The organism is Massilia niabensis (assembly GCF_042655085.1).
Classification (GTDB): domain Bacteria; phylum Pseudomonadota; class Gammaproteobacteria; order Burkholderiales; family Burkholderiaceae_D; genus Telluria; species Telluria niabensis.
Window position 1 is genome coordinate 1374157 of record NZ_JBHSMU010000015.1, and the last position, 20036, is coordinate 1394192.

The window sequence follows — 20036 nt, forward strand, 5'->3', positions numbered from 1 at the left end:
ACGTGCGCACGGAATCGCCGGTTTTTCCGGCCGATCCGTGGCTCCTGCGCCCGTTAGACTTCCAGGAAGCGCATTTTGAAGCTGCGACCCTTGAAGTTGCCGAAGTCCGGGCCCAGTCGGTTGCCGGCGTTGAGTTTCCGGAACGCGTCGTCGGCAACCTCGCGTGCGAGCGCGACATAGGTCTGGAATTCGGTCACGTTGATCTTGCCGACCTGTTCCTTCGAGAGGCCCGCGTCGCCGGTCAGCGCGCCCAGCACGTCGCCCGGGCGCAGCTTGTCCTTCTTGCCGCCGGCAATGATGAGCGTGACCATCGGCGCGGGTTCGGCCGGCAGCACGCTGTCGCCCAGGTCGTCGACCTTGTACCAGGAGACCTCGGTGTCCTGGTACTCCTCGATCAGGCGCACCCATTTCTTTTCGTTCGGCGCGCACAGCGACAGGGCAAGGCCGGTTTCCTCGCCGCGGCCGGTGCGGCCGATGCGGTGCACGTGGACTTCGGCATCCTTCGACACGTCGACGTTGATGACGGCTTCCAGGTTGGCGATGTCCAGTCCGCGTGCGGCGACGTCGGTTGCCACCAGCACCGAGCAGCTGCGGTTGGCGAACAGGATCAGGATCTCGTCGCGTTCGCGCTGTTCAAGTTCGCCGTACAGGGCGAGGGCCGAGAAGCCCTGGTCGCGCAGTGTATCGGCCAGTTCGCGGCAGTGCGCTTTCGTGTTGCAGAAGGCCAGCGTGGAGACGGGGCGGTAGTGGCGCAGCAGGCGCGCCACGGCGTCGTCGCGGTTGTCGAAACCGACTTCGTAAAAGCGCTGCTCGATCTTGCTGGCGTCGTGCTGGCTCTCGACGGCGATTTCCATCGGTTCCTGCAGGAAGCCGGCGGTGGCGTGGCGAATGTCGTCCGGGTAGGTGGCCGAGAACAGCAGGGTCTGGCGGCGCTGCGGGCAGGCGCTGACGATGCCGGCGATCTCATCATAGAAACCCATGTCGGTCATGCGGTCGGCTTCGTCCAGCACCAGGGTCTGCACCTTGGTCAGGTCGAGCGTGGCGCGGCCCAAATGGTCGCGGATGCGGCCCGGGGTGCCGACCACGATGTGGGCGCCGTGCTCGAGCGAGGCGATCTGCGGACGCATGGCGACGCCACCGGTCAGGGTCAGGATCTTCACGTTGCCGACACCGCGCGCCAGGCGCCGCAACTCACCCGCTACCTGGTCGGCCAGTTCGCGCGTCGGGCACAGCACCAGGCCCTGGACCGCGAACCAGGCCGGATTGAGTTTGTTCAGGATGCCGATGCCGAAGGCGGCGGTCTTGCCGCTGCCGGTCTTGGCCTGGGCGATCAGGTCGCGGCCTTCGAGGACGGCGGGCAGGCTTTCGGCCTGGATCGTCGTCATCGAGTGATAGCCGAGCGCGTCCAGGTTGGCCAGGAATTGCGGTGCCAGCGGCAGCGTGGAAAATGGTGTGGTCATGTGGCCCTCCAGCCGGTCAGGCCGGACTAAAGTACTTGGCAAGTACTCAGGAGTCCGGCGCCCAGACCGGCAGGCCGGTCAGATCAAGGTTATCGTCGCGGCGCCAGACTGGCAGGCCGCTGGTGTCGGTTTCTTCGAGCAGGGAAATCTGTTCCTGCTTCAGGGATGGGCGACGGGGACGCGTTGTGGTGCGCGGGATCTCGCCAGCGCCGGCTTCGAGCGGGGCGGCGGGTTCAAAACCCGGCAGGTCGATCGTGGCGTTGTCTTTCTTGTCTCTCATCCGGCGTCGCTGGGCCCAGAAAACAAAAGCCCAACTACAAGAGTCGGGCTCATTTAAAGCTAAGTGTTTGGTTGCGGGGACAGGATTTGAACCTGTGACCTTCGGGTTATGAGCCCGACGAGCTGCCAGACTGCTCCACCCCGCAGCGCTATTGTACTGCTTCGCGCGCCAGGATGCAAATGCAGGAGCAAATCAGTCAGTTTCCCGCACTACGGAGCTTGCGCAGTGCCTTCGCTACGCGGCCCGCAAGCGCCACAGCGAGGTCACTTCCTGCGAGCGGGCGGCGTGCAGCGGATCGTCCTGGTCCATCGCCTTCGAATGGGTCGGGCGCACGTCCTGGCGGCCGGCGACGGCCAGGCCCGCGGCCTCGATCCATTTCAATAGCTGCTCGCGCGAGCGCAGGCCGAGGTGCTCGGCGAGATCGGACAGGATCAGCCAGCCTTCGCCGCCCGGGGCCAGGTGCGTCCTGAGCCCGGCCAGGAAACCGCGCAGCATCCGGCTGTCCGGATCGTAGATCGCGTATTCGATGGCGGAACTCGGTTTGCCCGGCAGCCAGGGCGGGTTGCAGACGACGACGTCGGCCTGGCCTTCGGGGAACAGGTCGGCCTTGACGATGTCGACCTGCGACCCCACGCCCAGGCGCTCGATGTTCTCGCGGGCGCAGCCCAAAGCGCGCTCGTCCATGTCGGTGGCCACGATGCGCTTGAAGCCGCGCCGCGCCAGCACGGCCGACAGCACACCGGTACCGGCGCCGATGTCGAAGGCCACGCCGGTTTTCTGCGGCAGCGGGGCTTGCGCCACCAGCTCGACGTATTCACCGCGCACCGGCGAAAACACGCCGTACCAGGGGTGGATGCGGGCGTCCAGCGCCGGGATGGGCACGCCCCTGGTGCGCCATTCGTGCGCGCCGATCAGGCCCAGCAGCTCGCGCAGCGAAACGACGAAGGGTTCGGTGGCGGCCCCGTAGGCTTCATTGCAGGCCTGGCGCACGTCGGGCGCGCGGCGCAGCGGAATTGTGTAGTCGGCATCGAAGGGGATCAGGAGCATGGCAAGCGTGCGCGCGCGCTGCAGCTGCGCCAGGCGGTGGCGGTGGAAACTCTCCGTCAGCGTGGGCGCTGCCTTGGCCGCCTTGGCCGGCTTGACCCGTTTTGCGCGCGAACCTTTATGGTCGATGCGGCGCGCGAGCGCCTGCACTAGCTGGCGTGCGTTCTGGAAGTCGCCGCGCCAGAGCAGGGCGGTGCCGTCCAGCGCGAGGCGATAGGCCGTATCGGCGGCCATCGTGTCGTCCGCGATCACGACTTTTTTCGGGGCCGGCCAGCCGCTCTCGGAACGCCACAGCGCCGAGCGCGATACTGTGCCAAATTCGCCGCCCTCAATCCACTCGATGCGCGTCATATCAATGGTGGTGGTGCCAGTTGCCGTCGCCCGCTTCCAGGAAGGATTTCACCGCGTCCGGATTGCCCGTCGCATGGCGCTTGACCTCGCCGCAGCCGCAGATGCCCTGGTAAGGCTGGATGTGCGAGCAGGCCGAGACCTTTTGCAGGTAGACCGTGACGGGTTTGGCGCATTTGGCGCATTTGAAGGTGAGGGTGCGGGCGGGTTTCATGTTGTATGGGTGTGGATAAACGAAGCCGGCATTGTACAACGACGACTAGTATTTTCCGGTCGCCACGGCCTGGTTGCCTGCTTCCATTTCCTCGAGCGCCTGGTGCGCTACCGGATGGCCGCAGAGTGCCGCCTGCCTGAACCAGTCGCGGGCCTGCCCCTCATCGCGCACGGTTTTCTTTCCTTGCGCGTAGCGCTCACCCAAGGAGAACTTGGCGGGACAGTAGCCGCCTTGCGCCGAATGCCGCAGCAGGCCTTCGAGCGCGGCGGCCTTGTCGCCGGCAGCGTACTCTTCGTCTTCGCCGAGGACGATGTACAGTGCATATTGTGCGTCCGCCTGGCCCAGTGCGGCCCGGTCGCTCAACTGCCGGACGAGGGCGGACGGACGGCTGCCGTCATCCTCGATCGACCACACGTACACGGTTTGCACCCATCGTTCGACCGGTCCCCCCGCACGATAGCCGGCACGAACCGGCAAGACGACATCATCGCTTTCGCAGCAGAATCGAGCTCGGCGCTGCCGCTGGAGCCGATGACATCGGCCCGGCGCAGCTTGCCGTCGGCGCCAACGAGGAGCGCAAGCAAGGTAACACCTTGCTCCTTGCGCATGAGTGCCGAAGGAGGCCAGGTTGGCTTCTTGCAGGTTGAAAATGCGGCTGCCGGCACGTTTTCCGGAAGGGCATCTGCGGTCTCGTTCAGCACCCCTCGTGTGGGCGACGAGGAACAGGCCGCGCAAGCGGCCGTAAATAGCAGGATTGGCAACAATCTCGAAGGCAAGCAACGCATGGGGAATCCTCTGGGATGGGCCCACATTATCGTGGCGCAGCCCGGCGCCACGATTGATGCACATCGTCAGAGCACCATCACTGCGCTGCTGCCCCCTCCCGTCGGCCGCACCTGGATCTTGGCCGCGATCCGCTCGGTCATTTCGTGCACGTGAGAGATCACGCCGACCTTGCGCCCCATCGACTGCAGCGCGTCGAGCGCGTCCATGGCGATGCCGAGGGTGTCGCTGTCGAGCGAACCGAAGCCCTCGTCGATGAACAGCGACTCGACCCGCACCCGGTTCGACGACAGCGAGGCCAGGCCCAGCGCCAAGGCCAGCGATACCAGGAAGGATTCGCCGCCCGAGAGCGAATTGACCGAGCGGATCTCGCCGCCCATGTCCTGGTCGCGCACCATCAGCCCCAGCGACGGGGCGCCGGCATTGTCGACGCGCTCCAGGCGGTAGCGCTTCGCCAGTTGCCCGAGGTGGCTGTTGGCGTAGCCGAGCAGGACGTCGAGCGTGAACTGCTGGGCGTAGTTGCGGAACTTCTTGCCGTCGGCCGAGCCGATCAGTTCGGATAATCTCCCCCAGCGCTGCTCGATGGCTTGCTGGCGCTCGATCTCGGCCAGCATCGACTGCGCCTTGATGCGGCGCTCGTCGTCCTGGGCCGCCTGCAGGCGCAGGCTGGTCGCCCGTTCGTGCACGGTGCTGCGCTCTTCCTGTACGGCTTCGAGCGCATCGGCGATGGCTGCCGCCTCCTGCATCGCGTCATCAGGCGCGGCGCCGCTTTGGGAGACACCTTCTTCGTGCACGTCGCGCTGGGCACGGCGCTCGGCCAGCACGGCTGCCGCCTTGGCCGAGGCGGCGTCGAGTTCGGCCAGCGCCGTGCGTTCCTGGGCCAGCCAGGAGGCGCCGACGGCCAGCAGGCCGGCGAGCTGCGCCTGGCTGGCGACCGGTTCGAGCTCGGCGTGGTGTGCGGCATAGTCCTCGATCCAGTCCGCAAGGCGTGCAGCGGCGTCGCGTGCGTCGTCCTGCAGGGCGCCGATGCGTTCCTGGGCCTGCGCCAGGGTGCTGCGCACGCGGGTTTCGCGCTGGGCCGCCTCGAGCGAAACCGCCTGGCGCGCGGCCAGGACCTCGCGTGCGGTGGCGACGGCGCGGCGCAGGGCCTGCTCGACTTCCTGCACCGGGCGGCCCCCGAACAGGGCGGCCCGGCTGGCGCGGCGTTCGCGTAGTTCGGCTTCGCTGCGGGCAAAGGCTTCCCCGGCTGCGGCCGCCGCGCCGGATGCGTGCTCGGCGCGCACTGCCGCTTCGCGCTGCGCCGCATCAAAGGTGGCCAGTGCCGTGCGTAGTTCAGCCAGCTGGGCCGATTGCGCGGTCCATGCTTTCGCATCGAGGGCGCGCGCCGCCTGCCAGCGGGCCGGGTCGCGGCGCCAGGCATCCTGCCAGCCATCGCCGGCGACATCAAGCAGCACCGGGTCGAGCTCGGCCAGCAGGGCGGCCAGCGTCGCGCGGTCGCGCTCGAGCTGGGCGCTGAGCGCCTTGTGCTCGGTCTCGTGGGTACCAAGCGCGGTGCGGGCGTTCTGGGCCAGCTCGCGCAGGCGCAGGTGCTCGGTGTTGCCGGCTTCAAAGGCCGTTTGCGCAGCCTCGCGCGCCTGCGCGGCGCGGCGCGCCGCCGACTGGCGCGCCTCGATGGCGCCGAGGGACTCGCGCACGCTCGACATCTGCGCCTCGAACCAGGGCTGGCGTTCGCCGGCGGGCGGTGCTTCCTGCGCCACGGGATTCGCATTCCAGGCGGCATCGAGTTCGCCGAGGTCGGCCAGCAGTGTGCCCCGTTCCTCGCCCAGCGCGGCCAGGCGCTCGCCGGCGGCGTCCCGCTGGGCGCGGCGCGTGGCCTGTTCGGACAGGTTGTCCTGCACCGCGGCGCGGCGTTCGGCCAGTTGCGCGCGCAGCATGTCGAACACGGCGTGGAGGCGCTCGTCCTGGTGGGCGTAGGGGTGGGTTTCGCTGCCGCAGACCGGGCAGGGCTCGTCCTCGACGAGCGCGGCGCGCAGGTCTTCGACCTTGTCGGCGATGGCGCGTTCGGCAGCGCTCAAGGCGTGTTCCGCTTGCGCTGCGGCGGCGCCAAGGGCGGGTGCGGCCGCGCCGGCGGCGGCGAACCCGGTGTCGGCGGCGGCCCGCGCGCTGCGCGTGCGTTCGAACTCGGCGTCGATGCGGGCCAGGTGCTCGCGCGCGACGTGCAGGCTTTTCGCGATCCGTGCGGCCGCCGACAGTTGCTCGCGGCGCGCCTCGAGCCTCTGGCGTTCTTCGTGCAGGGCGTCGATGTCGAAGCCGGCGAGCGCCGTCGCGGCAGCCTGGCGCGCCGCATCGAGTTCGGCAATGCGGGTGGCGGCCCGTTCGGCGGCTTCAAGGGAAGCCTCGACGGTGGCCGCCGCATTGACGCGGGCGCGGTCGGCCTTCGCCAGCGCGGCGAGGTTCGCGCCTTCGGCCGCGGCAGCCTGCGCCGCCTGGGTGAAGAGCTTGTCCCAGCGCGGCCACTGGGCGGCAAGCGCTTCGTGCCGGCGGTGTGCGGCCAGCCATTCGCGGCTCGCGGTCTCGGCTTCGCGGGTCTGCGCGAGGCGGGCGCCGGCCTCGGCCAGCAGCTCGCGCGTGCGCGCCGCGTCGAGTGCCGTCTGTTCGCGCCGCCCGGCCAGCTGCGCATGCGCGCCAGCGAGGGTGTCGATGGTCGCGTCGAGCGCCTTGGCGGCATCGAGCCGGGCTGCGGCTTCAATCTGCGCGCCTTCCGCCGCTTTCAGCGCGATGGTCGCCGTCTGCACCTCCTGCATGGCTTGCCGGGCCGCTTCCTGGGCGCGCGCGAGTTCTCCCTGGCCGTTGGCCAGCGTCGTTTCGACCTGCACGCGCTCGGCGTCGAGGCGCGCCAGTTCCGCCATCAGCGGGCGCGCGGCCTGTACTTCGTCGAGCGTGGCCAGGCGGATGCGCCGCTCCTGCGCCGCTTCGGCGGCGCTGCGTGCTTCGAGCAGCAGGCTGTGCGCCTCCGCTTCGCGCTGGCGCAGCCGTTCGCGTTCCTGGTGCCAGCGCAGCTGGGCTTCCAGCAGGGCGCGCCGCACGTCGACGGCCTGCAGGGCCACGTCGGCCGCGGCGCGCTCGGCATCGAGCGCCTCGCGCGCTTCCTGCGCCAGCGGTGCCGCGTCGGCCAGCCGCGAAGTCAGGCGCCGCACGGCGTCCTGCTCCTGCTTGTAGCGCTCGTAGGCGCGTTTCGAGATGGCGCTGTAGACGGCGCTGCCGGTCAGGGTTTCGAGCAGCTCGCCCCGTTCGTTCTCGTCGGTTTTCAGGAAGGCCGAGAATTCGTTCTGCGCCAGCAGCACCGAGCGCGTGAACTGCTCGAACGACAAGCCGATCCGCGCCGCGATCTCGGCCTGGGTCTCGGTCTTGGTGCTGCCGAGGGGCGCCAGTTCCGGCAACCGGTGCAGGGTCATGTTCGAGGCCTGCAGCAGGCCGCTGACCTTGTTGCGCGAACGCCGCACGCTCCAGCGCGCGCGGTAGCGGATGCCGTCGTTGCCGACGAAATCGACCTCGGCATGTCCCTCGGCGGCGCCGCGCCGCAGCAGGTTGCGGGCGTCGGTGGTCGACACGCTTTCGCCACCGGCGTCGGGCAGGGCGCCGCGGCTGCTCTTGAGTTGCAGGCGCGGCGTGTTGCCGTACAGGGCCAGGCAGAGGGCGTCGAGCAGGGTGCTCTTGCCGGCGCCGGTCGGGCCGCAGATCGCGAACAGGCCCGAGGACGCCAGCGGCTCGCTCTCGAAGTCGACCACGAATTCGTTCGCCAGGGAGGCCAGGTTGCGCCCGCTGATGCGCAGGATCTTCATGCGGACTCCCCATCGCCTGGCAACATCAGCTCATTAAACGCGGACAATTGCTCGTCCGGTGCGTCCTCGCCGAAGCGCTGCTGCCAGAGGCGGCGGAAGATGTCGTCGGGCTGCAGCTGGGCCAGCTGGTCGAGCGTCAGCGCGTCGGCGCCATCCTGGGAGGCGACCGTCTTGCGGGTCGGTTCGATTTTTGCCAGGCGCACCGGCTTGCCGGCGATCGCCGCCTCGACCTGGGCGCGCAGGCTCGGCTCGGGCCCGTCGAGCAGCACCCGTACTTCCAGGTAGGGCCGGCACTGGGGCGGCAGCGCGTCGTCCAGTTCCAGGCTTTCGAGTGCGGCCAGGACCTCGGCCAGCGGCGCCGGTTTGCCTGGCACCCGCAGTAGGTCGACCGCGCGCGGCACGAGCAGGGGCGTCACTTCTTTCGCCACCGCGCCGTCGAGGTCGATGCGCAGCACCTGGTGCTGGTAGCCGACTTCGGCAAACGACAGCGGCAAGGGGCTGCCGGAATAGCGCAGGTGCTCTTTCTTGCCGACGCGCTGCGCCAGGTGCAGGTGGCCGAGCGCGGCGTAGGCGATTTCCGGGTCGAACATCGAGGCCGGCAGCGCTTCGGTGCCGCCGATCACGATGCGGCGCTCGGAGTCAACCGACGACTGGCCATCGACCATGTGGCAATGGCCCATCGCCAGGATCGCCTGGCCGGCTTCGCGGCGCGACTGCGCCAGCTCGAAGGCCTGGTTGTAGAGCAGGGCGATGCCGTTCAGGTAGGCGTCGCCCTCGACCTTGGCGCGCGGCACGTCGCCCGGGCGCAGGAAAGGGATGCCGAGGCACCAGGCTTTGGTTTCGCCTGCCTTGTTGCGCAGCGGTACCACCAGGCGCTCGAGGTCGATTGCGCCTTCGCGGTCGCGCACGACGTTGCCGATCACGACAGTACCGTGCGCTTCCAGCAAGGGGCCGGGCGCTTCCAGCCGTCCCGGTGAATCGTGGTTGCCGGCAATCACGACAATCTGCAGGTGCGGCGTGCGCGCCTTGGCCCGCTGCAGGAAGCGGTAGAGCTGGCGCTGCGCGGCGGACGAGGGATTGGCGTTGTCGAAAATGTCGCCGGCGATCAGGAGCGCGTCGGCTTCCTCGGCTACGATGGTGCCCTCCAGCCAGTCGAGGAAGCACTCGTGCTCGTAGGTCCGGTCGTAATTGTGCAGGGTCTGGCCGAGGTGCCAGTCGGAGGTGTGCAACAGACGCATCGGGAGTCGAATCTTGGAGAAAAGGGAGTCGGCTGCACTATAACGCAGCCATGCCGCCGCTTCAAAAAAAATCCGGAACTCGCGCGGCATGATGCCGAAACCTCATTAAAATCATTGCATGAGCGAATTAATCCTGTCGATCGGCGCCGCGCGCGCCCTGCACCTGGCGGCCCAGGGACTGTTGCAGCCGCGCCGGCGCAAAGCGGTCAAGGACGATGTTCTGGACGCGATCCAGCGCATGGGCCTGCTGCAGATCGACACCATCAACGTGGTGGCGCGCAGTCCCTACCTCGTTTTGTGGAGCCGGCTCGGCGGCTATCCGCCTGAATGGCTGGACGAGTTGCTGGCGGAGGGACGCCTGTTCGAGTACTGGGCCCACGAAGCCTGTTTCATTCCGCGTGAAGACTACGGCCTGTATCGCCACCGCATGCTCGACCCGGCCGCCATGGGCTGGAAGTATTCGAGCACCTGGATGCGCGAGCGCGCCGGGGAAGTGGCGGCGCTGCTGGCCCATATTCGTACCAACGGCCCGGTGCGCTCGTCGGACTTCGAACGTTCGGATGGGAAAGCCGGCGCCAAGGCGGACGCCAAGGCGGGAAGTTGGTGGGAGTGGAAGCCGGAAAAGCGCTCGCTCGAAGTCCTGTTCACCTCGGGCGCGCTGATGATCACGCGCCGCCACAATTTCCAGCGCGTCTACGACCTTGCCGAGCGCGTGCTGCCGGACTGGGACGACGCGCACATGCCGCCGCTGGCCGAGGTGCGGCGCCGCTTCGCGCTGCAGGCGGTCAAGGCGCTGGGGGTCGCGCGCGCCGGCTGGATCCCCGACTACCATCGCACCCGCCGCCCGCATGTCGCGCTCGCGCCGCTGGTGGAGGAGGGCCTGCTGCTGCGCGCCCGCGTCGAGGGCTGGATTGATCCGGTCTACATCCATTCCGATCACGCCGGCCTGGCGGGGCAGGCCGCCGCTGGCGGTTTGAACGCGACACTCACCACCATCCTGTCGCCCTTCGACCCGGTGGTATGGGACCGGCGCCGGGCCCTGGAACTGTTCGGTTTCGATTACCGTCTCGAATGCTATACGCCGGCGGCGAAGCGCCGCTACGGCTATTTCACGCTGCCCGTGCTGCGCCGCGGGGTGCTGGTCGGGCGCGTCGATGCCAAGGCACACCGCAAGAGCGGTGTCTTCGAGGTGAAGGCGGTGTTTTTCGAGCCCGGCGTGCGCGCCAGCGAGGCGCTGCTGCGCGACGTGGCGCAGGCCTTGCAGCGCTGCGCGCGCTGGCACGGCTGTCCCGACGTGCAGGTCGGCCGCACGGAACCGGCGGAGCTGGGACCGAGGCTGGCTGGAGTGCTCGGCATGCATTCCGATACCCAGGCCGCGGCCTGAGGGTGCCGCTGCACGCCAGCGCATGTCAACGCACATCCCCGAAGTTGGTTGACTCGCACTGCATTACGCACTCCGCGGAGTTTGCGAAAGATCAAACCCGGCACGCCAGTGCTCCCTACACTACTAGTTCTTTCAGGCTGAAGAATAGAAAAACAAACAACGGCCTGTTCCAAAATCAGTATGTCCAGCCAGGCCGTGTCCCCTCCATGGAGCCACGCGCCTGCGTTGACGACGTCGAGAGGAGAATGAATGCTTACCGCGACCTACACGCTCGTAGCGCTATCTGTTGAACAAACAAATATGCGCGTCAGCCTGCACGCCATCGGGCAACTGGTTCAAAAAGGCTACACACGTCAGAGCGCGCTGACTTCGGGCCAGGCCGACTATGTGTGCGTTTCGCTGCGTCGCCTGTACGAACAATGTCATCGCCGCAAGCTCGACAAATTCCTCATGCCGGCCCTGCGCCGCGCAGGGGCGGGCGCCAACCCGCTCCTGTGCGAGCTCGACATGCTCAGCCGCAGCGCGGCCGAAGCGCTGGACACGGCCTGCACCCTCGCCGAGGGGGGCGTCGACAACGAAGACCGCGTCGATGCGTTCTGCCTCGCCGTCGAGCGCTTCTGCTCGGCGCTGACCGTGCGTTTCGAGCGCGAGGAGCGCGAACTGTTCCCGGTCGCGCGCGCCGCCATTGCCGGCGAGGCCTGGTTTGCAGTCGCCAACCAGATGCTCGCGCATGACGCCTATGTCGAGGAGCACCGGGGCCGCGTGGCGCCCTCGGCAAGCCGCGCCGCCCGGGCCGAGCATGCGAATCGGCAAGGCGTGCCGCTGAGCTTCGCCCACTGAGGTTCCCGCACTGGGCTTCCGGCACCGACCCGGGCGCGCGCCTGCCGGGTGCGGCAGGAAAAGCCGCCATGGTTCTTTGCTATGATGGGGGTTTTGGAACTGCGACTTCATCATGTTCGAATTCCTTTTCAAGCGCCAGGGCGACAAGACCGGCGGCAAGCCTGGGGGTAAGCCAAGCGGCAAGCCTGGTGGCAAGCCGGACGGCAAGCCGGCAGCGTCGCCCGCTGCACCGGCCCCGGCCGCAGGCGCGGCATCGCCCGGCCCGGACAACGGCGCCGCGGCCGGCCCGCGCCCGGCAAAACCAGGACGCGAGCAGCAGGCCGAAGCGCTCAAATCGCTCGACGGCGACGAAGCACGCGCGGTCGACTTCATCCTCCATTCCGAATATTCCGAACTGCGCCTCGCTGCGGCCGAGTTCGTGCACAGCCGCGCCGCACTCGAGCGCGTGCACACGGCCATGCGCAACATCGACCGCCGTGTCGCCAAGCTGACGCAGGCCAGGCTCGACGCGATCCGCCACCACGAGGCGGAACTCGGGCGTGGCCAGGCCATGCTGGAACAGGCCAGGGCGCTTCTGCAGGACGCCCACCTGACTCCGAACCAGGTTGCCGACCTCGACCGCAAGTGGTCGGTCATCGCCGCGCCCGAACTGGCCGGCGATTTCGCCCCGGTCCGCGCCGCCCTCGGCGCGCGCCTGGAAGCGCAGGTGCAACTGCAGCGCGCCATGATCGACCGCGTCGCCGCGCTGCGCCGGCTCGACGCGAGCGGGCTCACTGCGCTGGACCTGGCGGCGACCCTGGAACGGATGGCGCAGGAACAGGAAGCCGCCCTCGCTCACCCGGAACGGGTATCCCTGCCGCGCGCGCTGGTGGCCGAGTTTTCCGTCGAGCATGCGCGCGTGCACGGCCTGCTGGCGACGCTCGAGCAGGCCCAGGCGGCGCTGGCGGCGCGCGAAGCGGCCCTCGCCGAATGGCAGGCCCAGCCGACCGAGGAATTGAACGCTGACGCCTTGCGCAAGGCCTGGCAGAAATTGCCGGCGACGCCAGAAGGCGCGGCCGCGGCGGCCCTGCAGGCGCGCTTCGACGCCTTGCTGGCGGGCCTGCCGCAACCGGTAGCGCAGGCGGCGCGCAAGGCGCGCGACGCTGCGCACCCGGCACGGGGCGCGGCGTCCGGCACGCATGCCGCGGGCGGCCATGCGACTCAGGTGCTGCATGATGTGCCGCAAGATGCGGCGCATGATGCACCCCATGACGCATCGCATGCGGCGGCAGCCGGGGAGGGCGCGCCTGCAACCGAGCCGCGACCGGGCCAGCAAAAAACCGCGCGCGGCGCCGACCAGGCCTTCCTCGACACCATGGATGCGCTGGAAGCGGCCCTGCAGCAAGGATCGCTCGCCCACGCCGCGGAACTCGACAAGGCCCTGAAGGACACCAAAGGCAAGGGCATGCGCCTGAGCGCGCCGCAGGCGGACCGCCTGGCGCACCTGCGCGCCGAACTCAAGCGCCTGTCGGACTGGGCGCGCTGGGGCGGCAATGTCTCGCGCGAGGAACTGATCAAGACGGTGGAAGCGCTGCCGACCCAGAACCTGGCGATGGCCGAACTGGCGAAAAAGGTCGGCAGCATGCGCGAGCGCTGGAAGGCGCTCGACAGCCTGTCGGGCGCTGCTCCGAAAAGCCTGTGGGAACGTTTCGACCATGCCTGCACGGTGGCCTATGCCCCGGCCGCCGCCCACTTCAAGCACCTGGCCGACGAGCGTCATGCGAACGCCGCGCGCGGCGAGGCGCTGGTGCAGGAAGCCAATGCCGAGATCGCCCGCCTGCAGTCCGGGGAGGCCGACTGGAAGCACGTCGCCGGCACCGTGCAGCGCATGCGCCTGGCCTGGAGCCACCTGGGCGCCATCGACCGCAAGGACAAGAAACGCCTGGACCAGCAATTTGCCGCCGCGCTCACCACGCTGCAGGGACCGCTGGAAGAGCAGCGCAAGGCCGAGATGAATGGCCGCGAGGAACTCATCGAGGAAGTCGCCGCGCTCGACCCGCACGACCGCCACGCCATCGACCGCCTGCGCGAGATCCAGGCGCGCTGGCAGGAGCATGTGCGCGCGCTGCCGCTCGAACGCAAGGCCGAGCAGGCGCTGTGGGCGCGCTTCCGCGCCGAATGCGACAACCTGTTTGCCCGCCGCAAGGACAGCGCGCACGCGGCCGACGCCGAACGCCGCGCCCACGAAGCGGCCAAGGAAGCGATCAGCGCCCGGCTGGAAGCGGCGGCGCCCGACGCTACCCCGGCCAGCGCCGGCAAGCTGCTGCGCGAAGCCGCGCTTGAGTGGCACGCGATCGGCCCGGTGCCGCGCGCCCATGAAGCCCGCGTCGACAAGCGCTACCACGAGGCCATCGCCAAAGTGCAGCACCATGCGGACCTCGCGCGCCGCGCCGCCGGGATGGCGCTGGCGGGCGCCGTGCGCGACAAGCTGCGCGCCTGCCAGGAACTGGAAGCCGCGCTGGCCAACCTCGAGCAGCCGGTCTCGAGCTCCGACTGGCGCAACCGCTGGGCGGCGCTGCTGCCGGCCGGCCCCGACTACGACCCGGTGCTCGACGCCCGCTTCGAGGCGGCCCTGAATGCCCTGGAGGGCGACCGTGCGGCTTACGCGCGCCTGCTCGAAGCCAATTGCGTCACCTTGCTGAACGAACTGCTGCGCCAGGAAGTGACGGCCGGTATCGACAGCGGCGCCGAATTCGCGCGTGACCGCCTCAAGCTGCAGGTGGAAGCCTTGCAGTCGACCCTGAAAGCCGGCACCAGGCCGCACGGCTCCGGCCAGCGCCAGGATGGCTTGCATGCCCTGTGCGCCCTGCCGGCGCTGGCCGACGCGCGCACCGCGCTGCGGGTCGAGCAACTGGTGATGCGCATGGGTGTCAAATGAGCGCGGTCAGGGTACAGCACGAGGATTTCGATCTCGGACAGGAACTGGCGCGCCTGCGCGAGGGCGACCCGCGCGTCGGCGCGGTGGTGAGTTTCGTCGGCACCGTGCGCGACATGAACGAGGGCGCCAACGTGTCCGAGCTGGAACTCGAGCATTACCCCGGCATGACCGAGCGTGCGCTGGAAGACATCGTGGAGCAGGCGCGGGCGCGCTGGCCGCTGTACAAGGCGCTGGTAGTCCACCGGGTGGGCCCGATGGCGCCGATGGAGCAGATCGTGCTGGTCGCCTGCAGCGCGGCGCACCGCGGCGAAGCCTTTGCCGCCTGCGAGTTCATCATCGACTACCTGAAAACGGACGCCCCGTTCTGGAAGAAGGAACAGACGCCAGAGGGGGCGCGCTGGGTCGACGCGCGCCTGAGCGACGACAGCGCCAAGGCCAAGTGGGTAGCGGCCTGAACTGGCTGGCAGTCACGGCGGTGGGTGGAGGCGCCGCGATCGGCGCCTGGCTGCGCTGGGGACTCGGCCTGTGGCTGAGTAATATAAACACCAGCGCGCACACCCATGTCCAGGCCGGCACGCTGGCGGCCAACCTCATCGGCGGCTACCTGATCGGGATGGCGCTCGGCTTTTTTTCGCACCATCCGCATCTTTCGCCGGAGTGGCGCCTGTTCGTCGTCACCGGTTTCCTCGGCGGACTGACCACCTTTTCCAGCTTTTCCGCAGAATCGATGGTCCTGCTGCAGCGCGGCGATTACGGCTGGGCGCTCGCGCACACGCTGTTGCACCTGGTCGGCGCGCTCCTGCTGTGCATCGCCGGCTTTGCCACCTGGCGTGCGCTCAGGGGCTGAGAACGGCTGAGAGCGGCTAACGACCCTTCAGGTCGTCATGCGGGTGAATACCTCGCGCGCCGCCAGGCCGCCGCCGCCGATGAGCGCGGCGAAATAGATGATCGTGACGATGTTGCTGATATGGCCAAGCAGCACGCAGACGCCGTCGCGCTGCAGCAGCCCGATGGCAAAGAACAGGAGCGCGATGGCCGGGAAGGTATTGCTGAACGGAATCAGGCCGAAGGGCATCATCAGCAGCACCGCGCCCAGGATCAGCGACGCATTGTTCAGGTGCTGGATCGGGCCGTTTGCCACCAGCCACTGGATGCGGTTCGGGCGGCTCACGCGCTCCAGCTTTTGCAGCCAGGGCAGGGCCTTGCGCAGCAGCGGGCGCAGCTTCCTGGTGGCGATGGTGCGGTGCTTGATTTTCGATGGAATCCACAGTTCGCGTCCGAACAGGCGGCTCATCCCGATGAGAAGGATGGCGGCGCCGAACACCGTGCTCACGCCGGGAATCGACACCGGGATCAGGAACACGAGCGTGAGCAGGGCGGTCAGGATCAGCAGGCCGTCGTTGCCGACCAGGTGTATCAGTTCGCTGAGCGTGATGCCGGTCCGTGGCAGGGAGCGGACCAGGGAGCGGAGCCTCTGGGAAAGTGGTTCACCTTGCATTGTGTTCTTTTCTTCGTTGTTTCGTCGTGGTGTCGGGAACCCCGGCGGGGACGTGGCTTGCCGGTCGAGTACTGGCGCGATCATGGCGCCGGCGCGACAGTATAACAACGCCGCGCGCCGACTACCGGCCACCAGGGAATTTACGACTGTTTGACGCAAAAATGCCACTTTGCCGGTGACCGTGTCTGGCCGGGTTGCCGGGAGACCAGGGCGAGCCCGCCAAGCCCTGCATATTCGCAACCCGAGACTTGTAACTGGTGGCCGCCGAACAGGTTTAAGGGCTCAGCCTGACGATCATGCATACCGGCCATTTTTGGCCGGTATGCTTTTGGGGCCAAGATCCTCAATGCGTTACCAGCTTGAGACCCACAATGCCGCCGGCAATCAAGCCAATACACGCCAGCCGTGGCGCCGAGGCGGATTCGCCAAAGACGAGGATGCCGACGCAGGCCGTTCCCACCGCGCCGATGCCGGTCCAGATCGCGTAGGCGGTTCCGATCGGCAGCGACTTCAAGGCATGGGCGAGCAGGCCGAAGCTGACGACCATGGCGGCGACCGTACCGACGCTGGGCCAGAGCCGGGTAAATCCTTCGGTGTATTTGAGTCCGACGGCCCAGCCGATTTCGAACAGTCCTGCCAGGATGAGAACGAGCCAAACCATGATATGCCTTTCACATTGATGAATTCCTGGCGCCGATGCAGTGCCAACGCCAGCGCCAATGCCTCGCATCGTATGTCTGTTTTCATGGTATAAAAAGTCAGTTTCTATCAGTGAAATTGACATATGGCGTTCGACCTCGACAATATGAATGCCTTCCTGGCCGCCATCGACCATGGCTCCTTCTCGGCGGCCGCGCGCAGCCTGCGCCGCGTTCCCTCGGCGGTCAGCATGGCAATCGCCAACCTGGAAGCGGAACTCGACCTGCAGCTGTTCGACCGCAGCAGCCGCGAGCCAAAGCCGACGGCACAGGCGCTGGCCTTGCTGCCTCAGGCAAGGCTGCTGGCCGAGCAGCTGCACCGGCTTAATATTCACGCGCTGTCGCTGACACAGGGACTGGAAACCTCGCTCACCATCGCCTTGCTGCCCGAGCTGCTGGCAGCCAGGCCCTGGAGCGCAGCCCTGGCAACGCTGGCGATCGAACACCCCGGCCTCACGGTGGAGGTGCTGACCGCGCCCCAGGCCGATGCGCTCGGCATGCTGCACAGCGGACGCGCCGACCTGGCGCTGGTGTTCGAGCGCTACGGCGTCGGCGCGCATGAGGCCTTCCAGGAGGTGGGCGAGGAGCGCCTGGTGGCGGTCGTGGCGCCCGGGCACGCCATGCTTGCCGGCGGGCGCCGTCCCGTGCGCGACGCGGATTTGCTGCAAGAACGCCAGATCGTCGTGGCAGGGCGCGATATCGACCAGGTCGACAAACGCATCGCCATCTCGCGCCTGCAGTGGAAGACGGACAGTCCGGCAGCGGCGCTGGCGCTCGTCAAGGCGGGCCTGGGCTGGGCCTGGCTTCCCGCGGGTTTTGTCCAGGCACCCTTGCAGCAGGGGGAACTGGTGGAAATGCCCCTTGATAATCTGACGAACGTCCTGCGCTTTTTTGTGGACGTGGTGTGGAGCGCCGAGCGCCCGCTGGGGACGGCGGCGGCGCGCTTTGTCGCCTTGTTGAACCAGGAGCGGCGCGAGGTGGCATCGCACTGCCGGCCGCTCCCTGCCAGTCCTTATTGATGGACAGCCTCCGTCCTGCTGCGCCATAGCGAGTACCCGATCCCCGCCGCGATCAGGCCGGCCGTCACGCCCAGCGACAGACCGGCCGGCACCTTGCCGTCGAACAGGAAGTCACCCAGGAAGATCTTCGAGCCGATGAAGACCAGCACCGCCGCCAGCGAATACTTCAGGTAGCGGAAGCGCTGCACCACGTCGGCCAGGGCGAAATACAGCGCACGCAGGCCCAGCACCGCGAAGATGTTCGAGGTGTAGACGATGAACGGGTCGCTGGTAATCGCGAAGATCGCCGGCACGCTGTCGACTGCAAAGATGATGTCCGTGATCTCGACCATGCACAGGGCAAGGAAGAGCGGCGTCGCGTGCCACACCGCGCGGCCCGGCACTCCCGCCACACCCGGCGCCGGCAGGCGGACCAGGAAGGCATTCCCGTGCACCCGGTCGGTCACGCGCAGGTGGCGCCGCAGCCAGGCCAGCACCGCACTGTCGCGCACCTGGTTCGGGTTCTCCGTGGCGAAGAACATCTTGATGCCCGTGGCGATCAGGATGGCGCCGAACACGTACAGCACCCAGTAATAGCTGGCCACCAGGGCGGAGCCGGCGCCGATCATGATGCCGCGCGTGACGATCACCCCCAGGATGCCCCAGAACAGCACGCGGTGCTGGTATGCGGGCGGAATCGCCAGGGTGGCGAAGATCAGCGAGATCACGAAAATATTATCGAGCGACAGGCTCTTTTCGATCAGGAAGCCGGTATAGAAGTGCAGCGCCTTCTCGCTGCCGAAGCCGTGCCAGACCCAGAGGCCAAAGGCCAGGCCCGCGGCCAGGTACATGCCAGAGAGTTTCAGGCTCTCGCGCACGCCGATGACGTGGTCGTCCCGGTTCAGGATACCCAGGTCGAAGGCCAGCAGCAGCACGACGACGGTGACGAACACCAGCCACATCCAGGCTGGCGCACCCAGCCAGACGATGTTCAGGAAGTCCATGGCATCAGCCCTCCGGCACAGGCAGGCGCTCGTGTGCCGGCGTCGACCATTTCTTCAGGGCGCGCTGCAGCAGCAGGTGCTCGCGGCCGTCGATCAGGCGGTCGGCGTGGACGATGTCGAGCATGGCCTTGAGCGTGCACATGCGCAGCAAAGGATCGGCCACCTCGTCGAGCAGGCTGTCGATCAGGCGCTTGTCGAGTTCGACTTCGCAACCGGCCCGGCAGCGCGCGGTGGCCAGCAGGTCTTCGCACAGCGCATGGACGACGGCGTCGAAGCCGTCCGCGTCGGCGCCTACCCGTTCCAGGATGGCGGCATGCTCCATGGCTTTGACCTCGGCAGGAGCCAGGTGGCCGTCGACGATCATCGACAGCGCCAGCAGGCGGCAGACGGCTTCCTGGCTGTCGGTTGGGTAAGTTTTCATGCGGTCCTCGCTAGTGGTGGTAAATGCTGGTTGTGGATGCGTTGCAGCTTAAGCGCCTGCGACAGAAAATAAAAATCGATTATTCTTTAGTGAATCTCAACTTTTCTTGAGCTGTCGGGCGATGAATTACAAGCACCTGCAGTATTTCCATGCCGTCGCGGTCGGCGGCTCGATCGCACGGGCCGCGCAGCAGTTGCACGTAACAGCACAGGCGATCAGCACACAGCTGGGGCTGCTGGAAGAACAGTTCAGAGCGCCGCTGTTTCGCAAGAAAGGACGCGGGCTGGAACTGACCGATGCGGGCAAGGTCGCGCTGCAATACTCCGAGCGCATTTTTGATCTCGGCAACGAGCTCGAGCAAACCATGCGGCGCGGCGGCGCCCCCGTGCCGGAAACGCTGCGGGTCGGCATTTGCGACATCGTCCCGAAGACGATTGCCTTTCGCCTGCTGCAACCGGCGCGCGAAGCCGGGATGGCGATGCGCCTGATTTGCCGCGAAGGCCATTTCGATGCGCTGATGGGCGAACTGGCCGCGCACCGGCTCGACCTCGTCCTGGCCGACCGCGGCCTGGCGCCGGGCGGCGCGATCCGCGGCTACACGCACCTGTTGGGCACGAGCAGCTTGACCGTGCTTGGCCACCCGCGACTGTGCCGGGCCTGGAGCGGCGCTTTTCCTGGCTGCCTGCGCGAGGCGCCATTCCTGCTGCCCGGACCCGATGCGGCGGTGCGCACCCAGCTGCAGGGCTGGTTCGAGGAGCATGCCCTGCGCCCGATCGTCGTCGGCGAATTCGACGATGGCGCGCTGCTCAAGGCGTTCGCGCGCGCCGGCGCCGGCTTCATGGTCGCGCCCAGCGCGGTTGCCGCCGCCGTCCAGGAGGAATACGGGCTGGAGGCGGCCGGTTCGATCGCCTCCATCGCCGAGCAGTTCTATGCCCTGACCGTTGAACGCCAGCTCGACCATCCCGCGGTCAGGCGCATCCTCGAGAACGCCGCCACGGTCTTCACGCCGGTGACGGCTGCGTAGGATAAAGATTACCGTAGCGCGGGAGGATCTTGAAAAGCGCGGG

19 protein-coding genes and 1 tRNA gene are annotated in these 20036 nt (G+C 67.8%); 7 read left to right on the top strand and 13 right to left on the bottom strand.

Going from position 1 to position 20036, the window contains the following annotated elements:
* Positions 1-53: 53 nt before the first annotated feature.
* The 9 genes from dbpA to ACFPN5_RS20625 all read right to left on the bottom strand — a co-directional run bounded on the left by dbpA (position 54) and on the right by ACFPN5_RS20625 (position 9209).
* Positions 54-1460, bottom strand: a complete 1407-nt coding sequence (gene dbpA, locus ACFPN5_RS20585; protein WP_379785662.1) for an ATP-dependent RNA helicase DbpA — start codon at positions 1458-1460, stop codon at positions 54-56.
* A gap of 46 nt (positions 1461-1506) precedes the next feature.
* The gene (locus ACFPN5_RS20590) at positions 1507-1740 is read right to left on the bottom strand and encodes a hypothetical protein (RefSeq protein WP_379785663.1); all 234 of its coding nucleotides are present in this window, start codon (positions 1738-1740) and stop codon (positions 1507-1509) included.
* A gap of 68 nt (positions 1741-1808) precedes the next feature.
* Positions 1809-1885, bottom strand: a tRNA-Met gene (locus ACFPN5_RS20595).
* 89 nt (positions 1886-1974) lie between these two features.
* Entirely contained in the window at positions 1975-3135 is a 1161-nt protein-coding gene (locus tag ACFPN5_RS20600; RefSeq protein WP_379785664.1) for a methyltransferase, read from the bottom strand.
* A 1-nt stretch (position 3136) separates the two neighbouring features.
* Positions 3137-3346 carry a hypothetical protein gene (locus ACFPN5_RS20605; protein WP_379785665.1) on the bottom strand — a complete coding sequence of 70 codons (210 nt, stop codon included), beginning with the start codon at positions 3344-3346 and terminating at the stop codon, positions 3137-3139.
* 45 nt (positions 3347-3391) lie between these two features.
* Positions 3392-3775, bottom strand: coding sequence for an SEL1-like repeat protein (locus tag ACFPN5_RS20610; RefSeq protein WP_379785757.1), 384 nt, complete (start codon positions 3773-3775; stop codon positions 3392-3394).
* A complete protein-coding gene (locus ACFPN5_RS20615; RefSeq protein WP_379785666.1) occupies positions 3706-4158 on the bottom strand; it encodes an energy transducer TonB in 453 nt (150 codons plus the stop codon). The genes ACFPN5_RS20610 and ACFPN5_RS20615 overlap by 70 nt, the downstream gene beginning before the upstream one ends.
* A gap of 39 nt (positions 4159-4197) precedes the next feature.
* On the bottom strand, positions 4198-7971 hold the full coding sequence (locus tag ACFPN5_RS20620; RefSeq protein ID WP_379785667.1) for an AAA family ATPase: 3774 nt from the start codon (positions 7969-7971) through the stop codon (positions 4198-4200).
* A complete protein-coding gene (locus ACFPN5_RS20625) occupies positions 7968-9209 on the bottom strand; it encodes an exonuclease SbcCD subunit D C-terminal domain-containing protein (RefSeq protein WP_379785669.1) in 1242 nt (413 codons plus the stop codon). The genes ACFPN5_RS20620 and ACFPN5_RS20625 overlap by 4 nt, the downstream gene beginning before the upstream one ends.
* A gap of 118 nt (positions 9210-9327) precedes the next feature.
* On the opposite strand from ACFPN5_RS20625, the gene ACFPN5_RS20630 reads away from it, so the two are divergent.
* The 5 genes from ACFPN5_RS20630 (at position 9328) to crcB (ending at position 15197) form a co-directional block, all read left to right on the top strand.
* Positions 9328-10593 (top strand): winged helix-turn-helix domain-containing protein, encoded by a 1266-nt coding sequence (locus ACFPN5_RS20630; protein ID WP_379785670.1) that lies wholly within the window; start codon positions 9328-9330, stop codon positions 10591-10593.
* A gap of 249 nt (positions 10594-10842) precedes the next feature.
* A complete protein-coding gene (locus tag ACFPN5_RS20635; protein ID WP_379785671.1) occupies positions 10843-11433 on the top strand; it encodes a hypothetical protein in 591 nt (196 codons plus the stop codon).
* A gap of 112 nt (positions 11434-11545) precedes the next feature.
* Entirely contained in the window at positions 11546-14350 is a 2805-nt protein-coding gene (locus ACFPN5_RS20640; RefSeq protein WP_379785672.1) for a DUF349 domain-containing protein, read from the top strand.
* A complete protein-coding gene (gene moaE / locus ACFPN5_RS20645; protein WP_379785673.1) occupies positions 14347-14805 on the top strand; it encodes a molybdopterin synthase catalytic subunit MoaE in 459 nt (152 codons plus the stop codon). The genes ACFPN5_RS20640 and moaE overlap by 4 nt, the downstream gene beginning before the upstream one ends.
* On the top strand, positions 14790-15197 hold the full coding sequence (gene crcB / locus ACFPN5_RS20650) for a fluoride efflux transporter CrcB (RefSeq protein ID WP_379785674.1): 408 nt from the start codon (positions 14790-14792) through the stop codon (positions 15195-15197). The genes moaE and crcB overlap by 16 nt, the downstream gene beginning before the upstream one ends.
* A 27-nt stretch (positions 15198-15224) precedes the next feature.
* Here crcB and ACFPN5_RS20655 read toward each other — a convergent pair whose 3' ends face one another.
* A complete protein-coding gene (locus ACFPN5_RS20655) occupies positions 15225-15848 on the bottom strand; it encodes an exopolysaccharide biosynthesis protein (protein ID WP_379785675.1) in 624 nt (207 codons plus the stop codon).
* A 343-nt stretch (positions 15849-16191) separates the two neighbouring features.
* A complete protein-coding gene (sugE, locus tag ACFPN5_RS20660) occupies positions 16192-16509 on the bottom strand; it encodes a quaternary ammonium compound efflux SMR transporter SugE (protein WP_379785752.1) in 318 nt (105 codons plus the stop codon).
* A gap of 123 nt (positions 16510-16632) precedes the next feature.
* Here sugE and ACFPN5_RS20665 point away from each other — a divergent pair, with 123 nt between their 5' ends.
* Positions 16633-17565, top strand: coding sequence for a LysR family transcriptional regulator (locus ACFPN5_RS20665; RefSeq protein ID WP_379785676.1), 933 nt, complete (start codon positions 16633-16635; stop codon positions 17563-17565).
* Here the strand turns inward: ACFPN5_RS20665 and ACFPN5_RS20670 are convergent.
* Positions 17559-18548, bottom strand: a complete 990-nt coding sequence (locus tag ACFPN5_RS20670; RefSeq protein WP_379785677.1) for a TerC family protein — start codon at positions 18546-18548, stop codon at positions 17559-17561. The two genes, ACFPN5_RS20665 and ACFPN5_RS20670, sit on opposite strands and share 7 nt — an antisense overlap.
* A 4-nt stretch (positions 18549-18552) precedes the next feature.
* The gene (locus ACFPN5_RS20675; RefSeq protein WP_379785678.1) at positions 18553-18969 is read right to left on the bottom strand and encodes a tellurite resistance TerB family protein; all 417 of its coding nucleotides are present in this window, start codon (positions 18967-18969) and stop codon (positions 18553-18555) included.
* Between the two features lie 121 nt (positions 18970-19090).
* On the opposite strand from ACFPN5_RS20675, the gene ACFPN5_RS20680 reads away from it, so the two are divergent.
* Positions 19091-19993, top strand: a complete 903-nt coding sequence (locus ACFPN5_RS20680) for a LysR family transcriptional regulator (RefSeq protein WP_379785679.1) — start codon at positions 19091-19093, stop codon at positions 19991-19993.
* Positions 19994-20036 lie beyond the last annotated feature (43 nt).

Excerpts from the sequence above, each read along its gene's own strand:
- dbpA (WP_379785662.1), bottom strand. The coding sequence starts at position 1,460 with ATGACCACACCATTTTCCACGCTGCCGCTGGCACCGCAATTCCTGGCC.
- ACFPN5_RS20590 (WP_379785663.1), bottom strand. The coding sequence starts at position 1,740 with ATGAGAGACAAGAAAGACAACGCCACGATCGACCTGCCGGGTTTTGAA.
- ACFPN5_RS20600 (WP_379785664.1), bottom strand. The coding sequence starts at position 3,135 with ATGACGCGCATCGAGTGGATTGAGGGCGGCGAATTTGGCACAGTATCG.
- ACFPN5_RS20605 (WP_379785665.1), bottom strand. The coding sequence starts at position 3,346 with ATGAAACCCGCCCGCACCCTCACCTTCAAATGCGCCAAATGCGCCAAA.
- ACFPN5_RS20615 (WP_379785666.1), bottom strand. The coding sequence starts at position 4,158 with ATGTGGGCCCATCCCAGAGGATTCCCCATGCGTTGCTTGCCTTCGAGA.
- ACFPN5_RS20620 (WP_379785667.1), bottom strand. The coding sequence starts at position 7,971 with ATGAAGATCCTGCGCATCAGCGGGCGCAACCTGGCCTCCCTGGCGAAC.
- ACFPN5_RS20625 (WP_379785669.1), bottom strand. The coding sequence starts at position 9,209 with ATGCGTCTGTTGCACACCTCCGACTGGCACCTCGGCCAGACCCTGCAC.
- ACFPN5_RS20630 (WP_379785670.1), top strand. The coding sequence starts at position 9,328 with ATGAGCGAATTAATCCTGTCGATCGGCGCCGCGCGCGCCCTGCACCTG.
- ACFPN5_RS20635 (WP_379785671.1), top strand. The coding sequence starts at position 10,843 with ATGCTTACCGCGACCTACACGCTCGTAGCGCTATCTGTTGAACAAACA.
- ACFPN5_RS20640 (WP_379785672.1), top strand. The coding sequence starts at position 11,546 with ATGTTCGAATTCCTTTTCAAGCGCCAGGGCGACAAGACCGGCGGCAAG.
- moaE (WP_379785673.1), top strand. The coding sequence starts at position 14,347 with ATGAGCGCGGTCAGGGTACAGCACGAGGATTTCGATCTCGGACAGGAA.
- ACFPN5_RS20655 (WP_379785675.1), bottom strand. The coding sequence starts at position 15,848 with ATGCAAGGTGAACCACTTTCCCAGAGGCTCCGCTCCCTGGTCCGCTCC.
- sugE (WP_379785752.1), bottom strand. The coding sequence starts at position 16,509 with ATGGTTTGGCTCGTTCTCATCCTGGCAGGACTGTTCGAAATCGGCTGG.
- ACFPN5_RS20665 (WP_379785676.1), top strand. The coding sequence starts at position 16,633 with ATGGCGTTCGACCTCGACAATATGAATGCCTTCCTGGCCGCCATCGAC.
- ACFPN5_RS20670 (WP_379785677.1), bottom strand. The coding sequence starts at position 18,548 with ATGGACTTCCTGAACATCGTCTGGCTGGGTGCGCCAGCCTGGATGTGG.
- ACFPN5_RS20675 (WP_379785678.1), bottom strand. The coding sequence starts at position 18,969 with ATGAAAACTTACCCAACCGACAGCCAGGAAGCCGTCTGCCGCCTGCTG.
- ACFPN5_RS20680 (WP_379785679.1), top strand. The coding sequence starts at position 19,091 with ATGAATTACAAGCACCTGCAGTATTTCCATGCCGTCGCGGTCGGCGGC.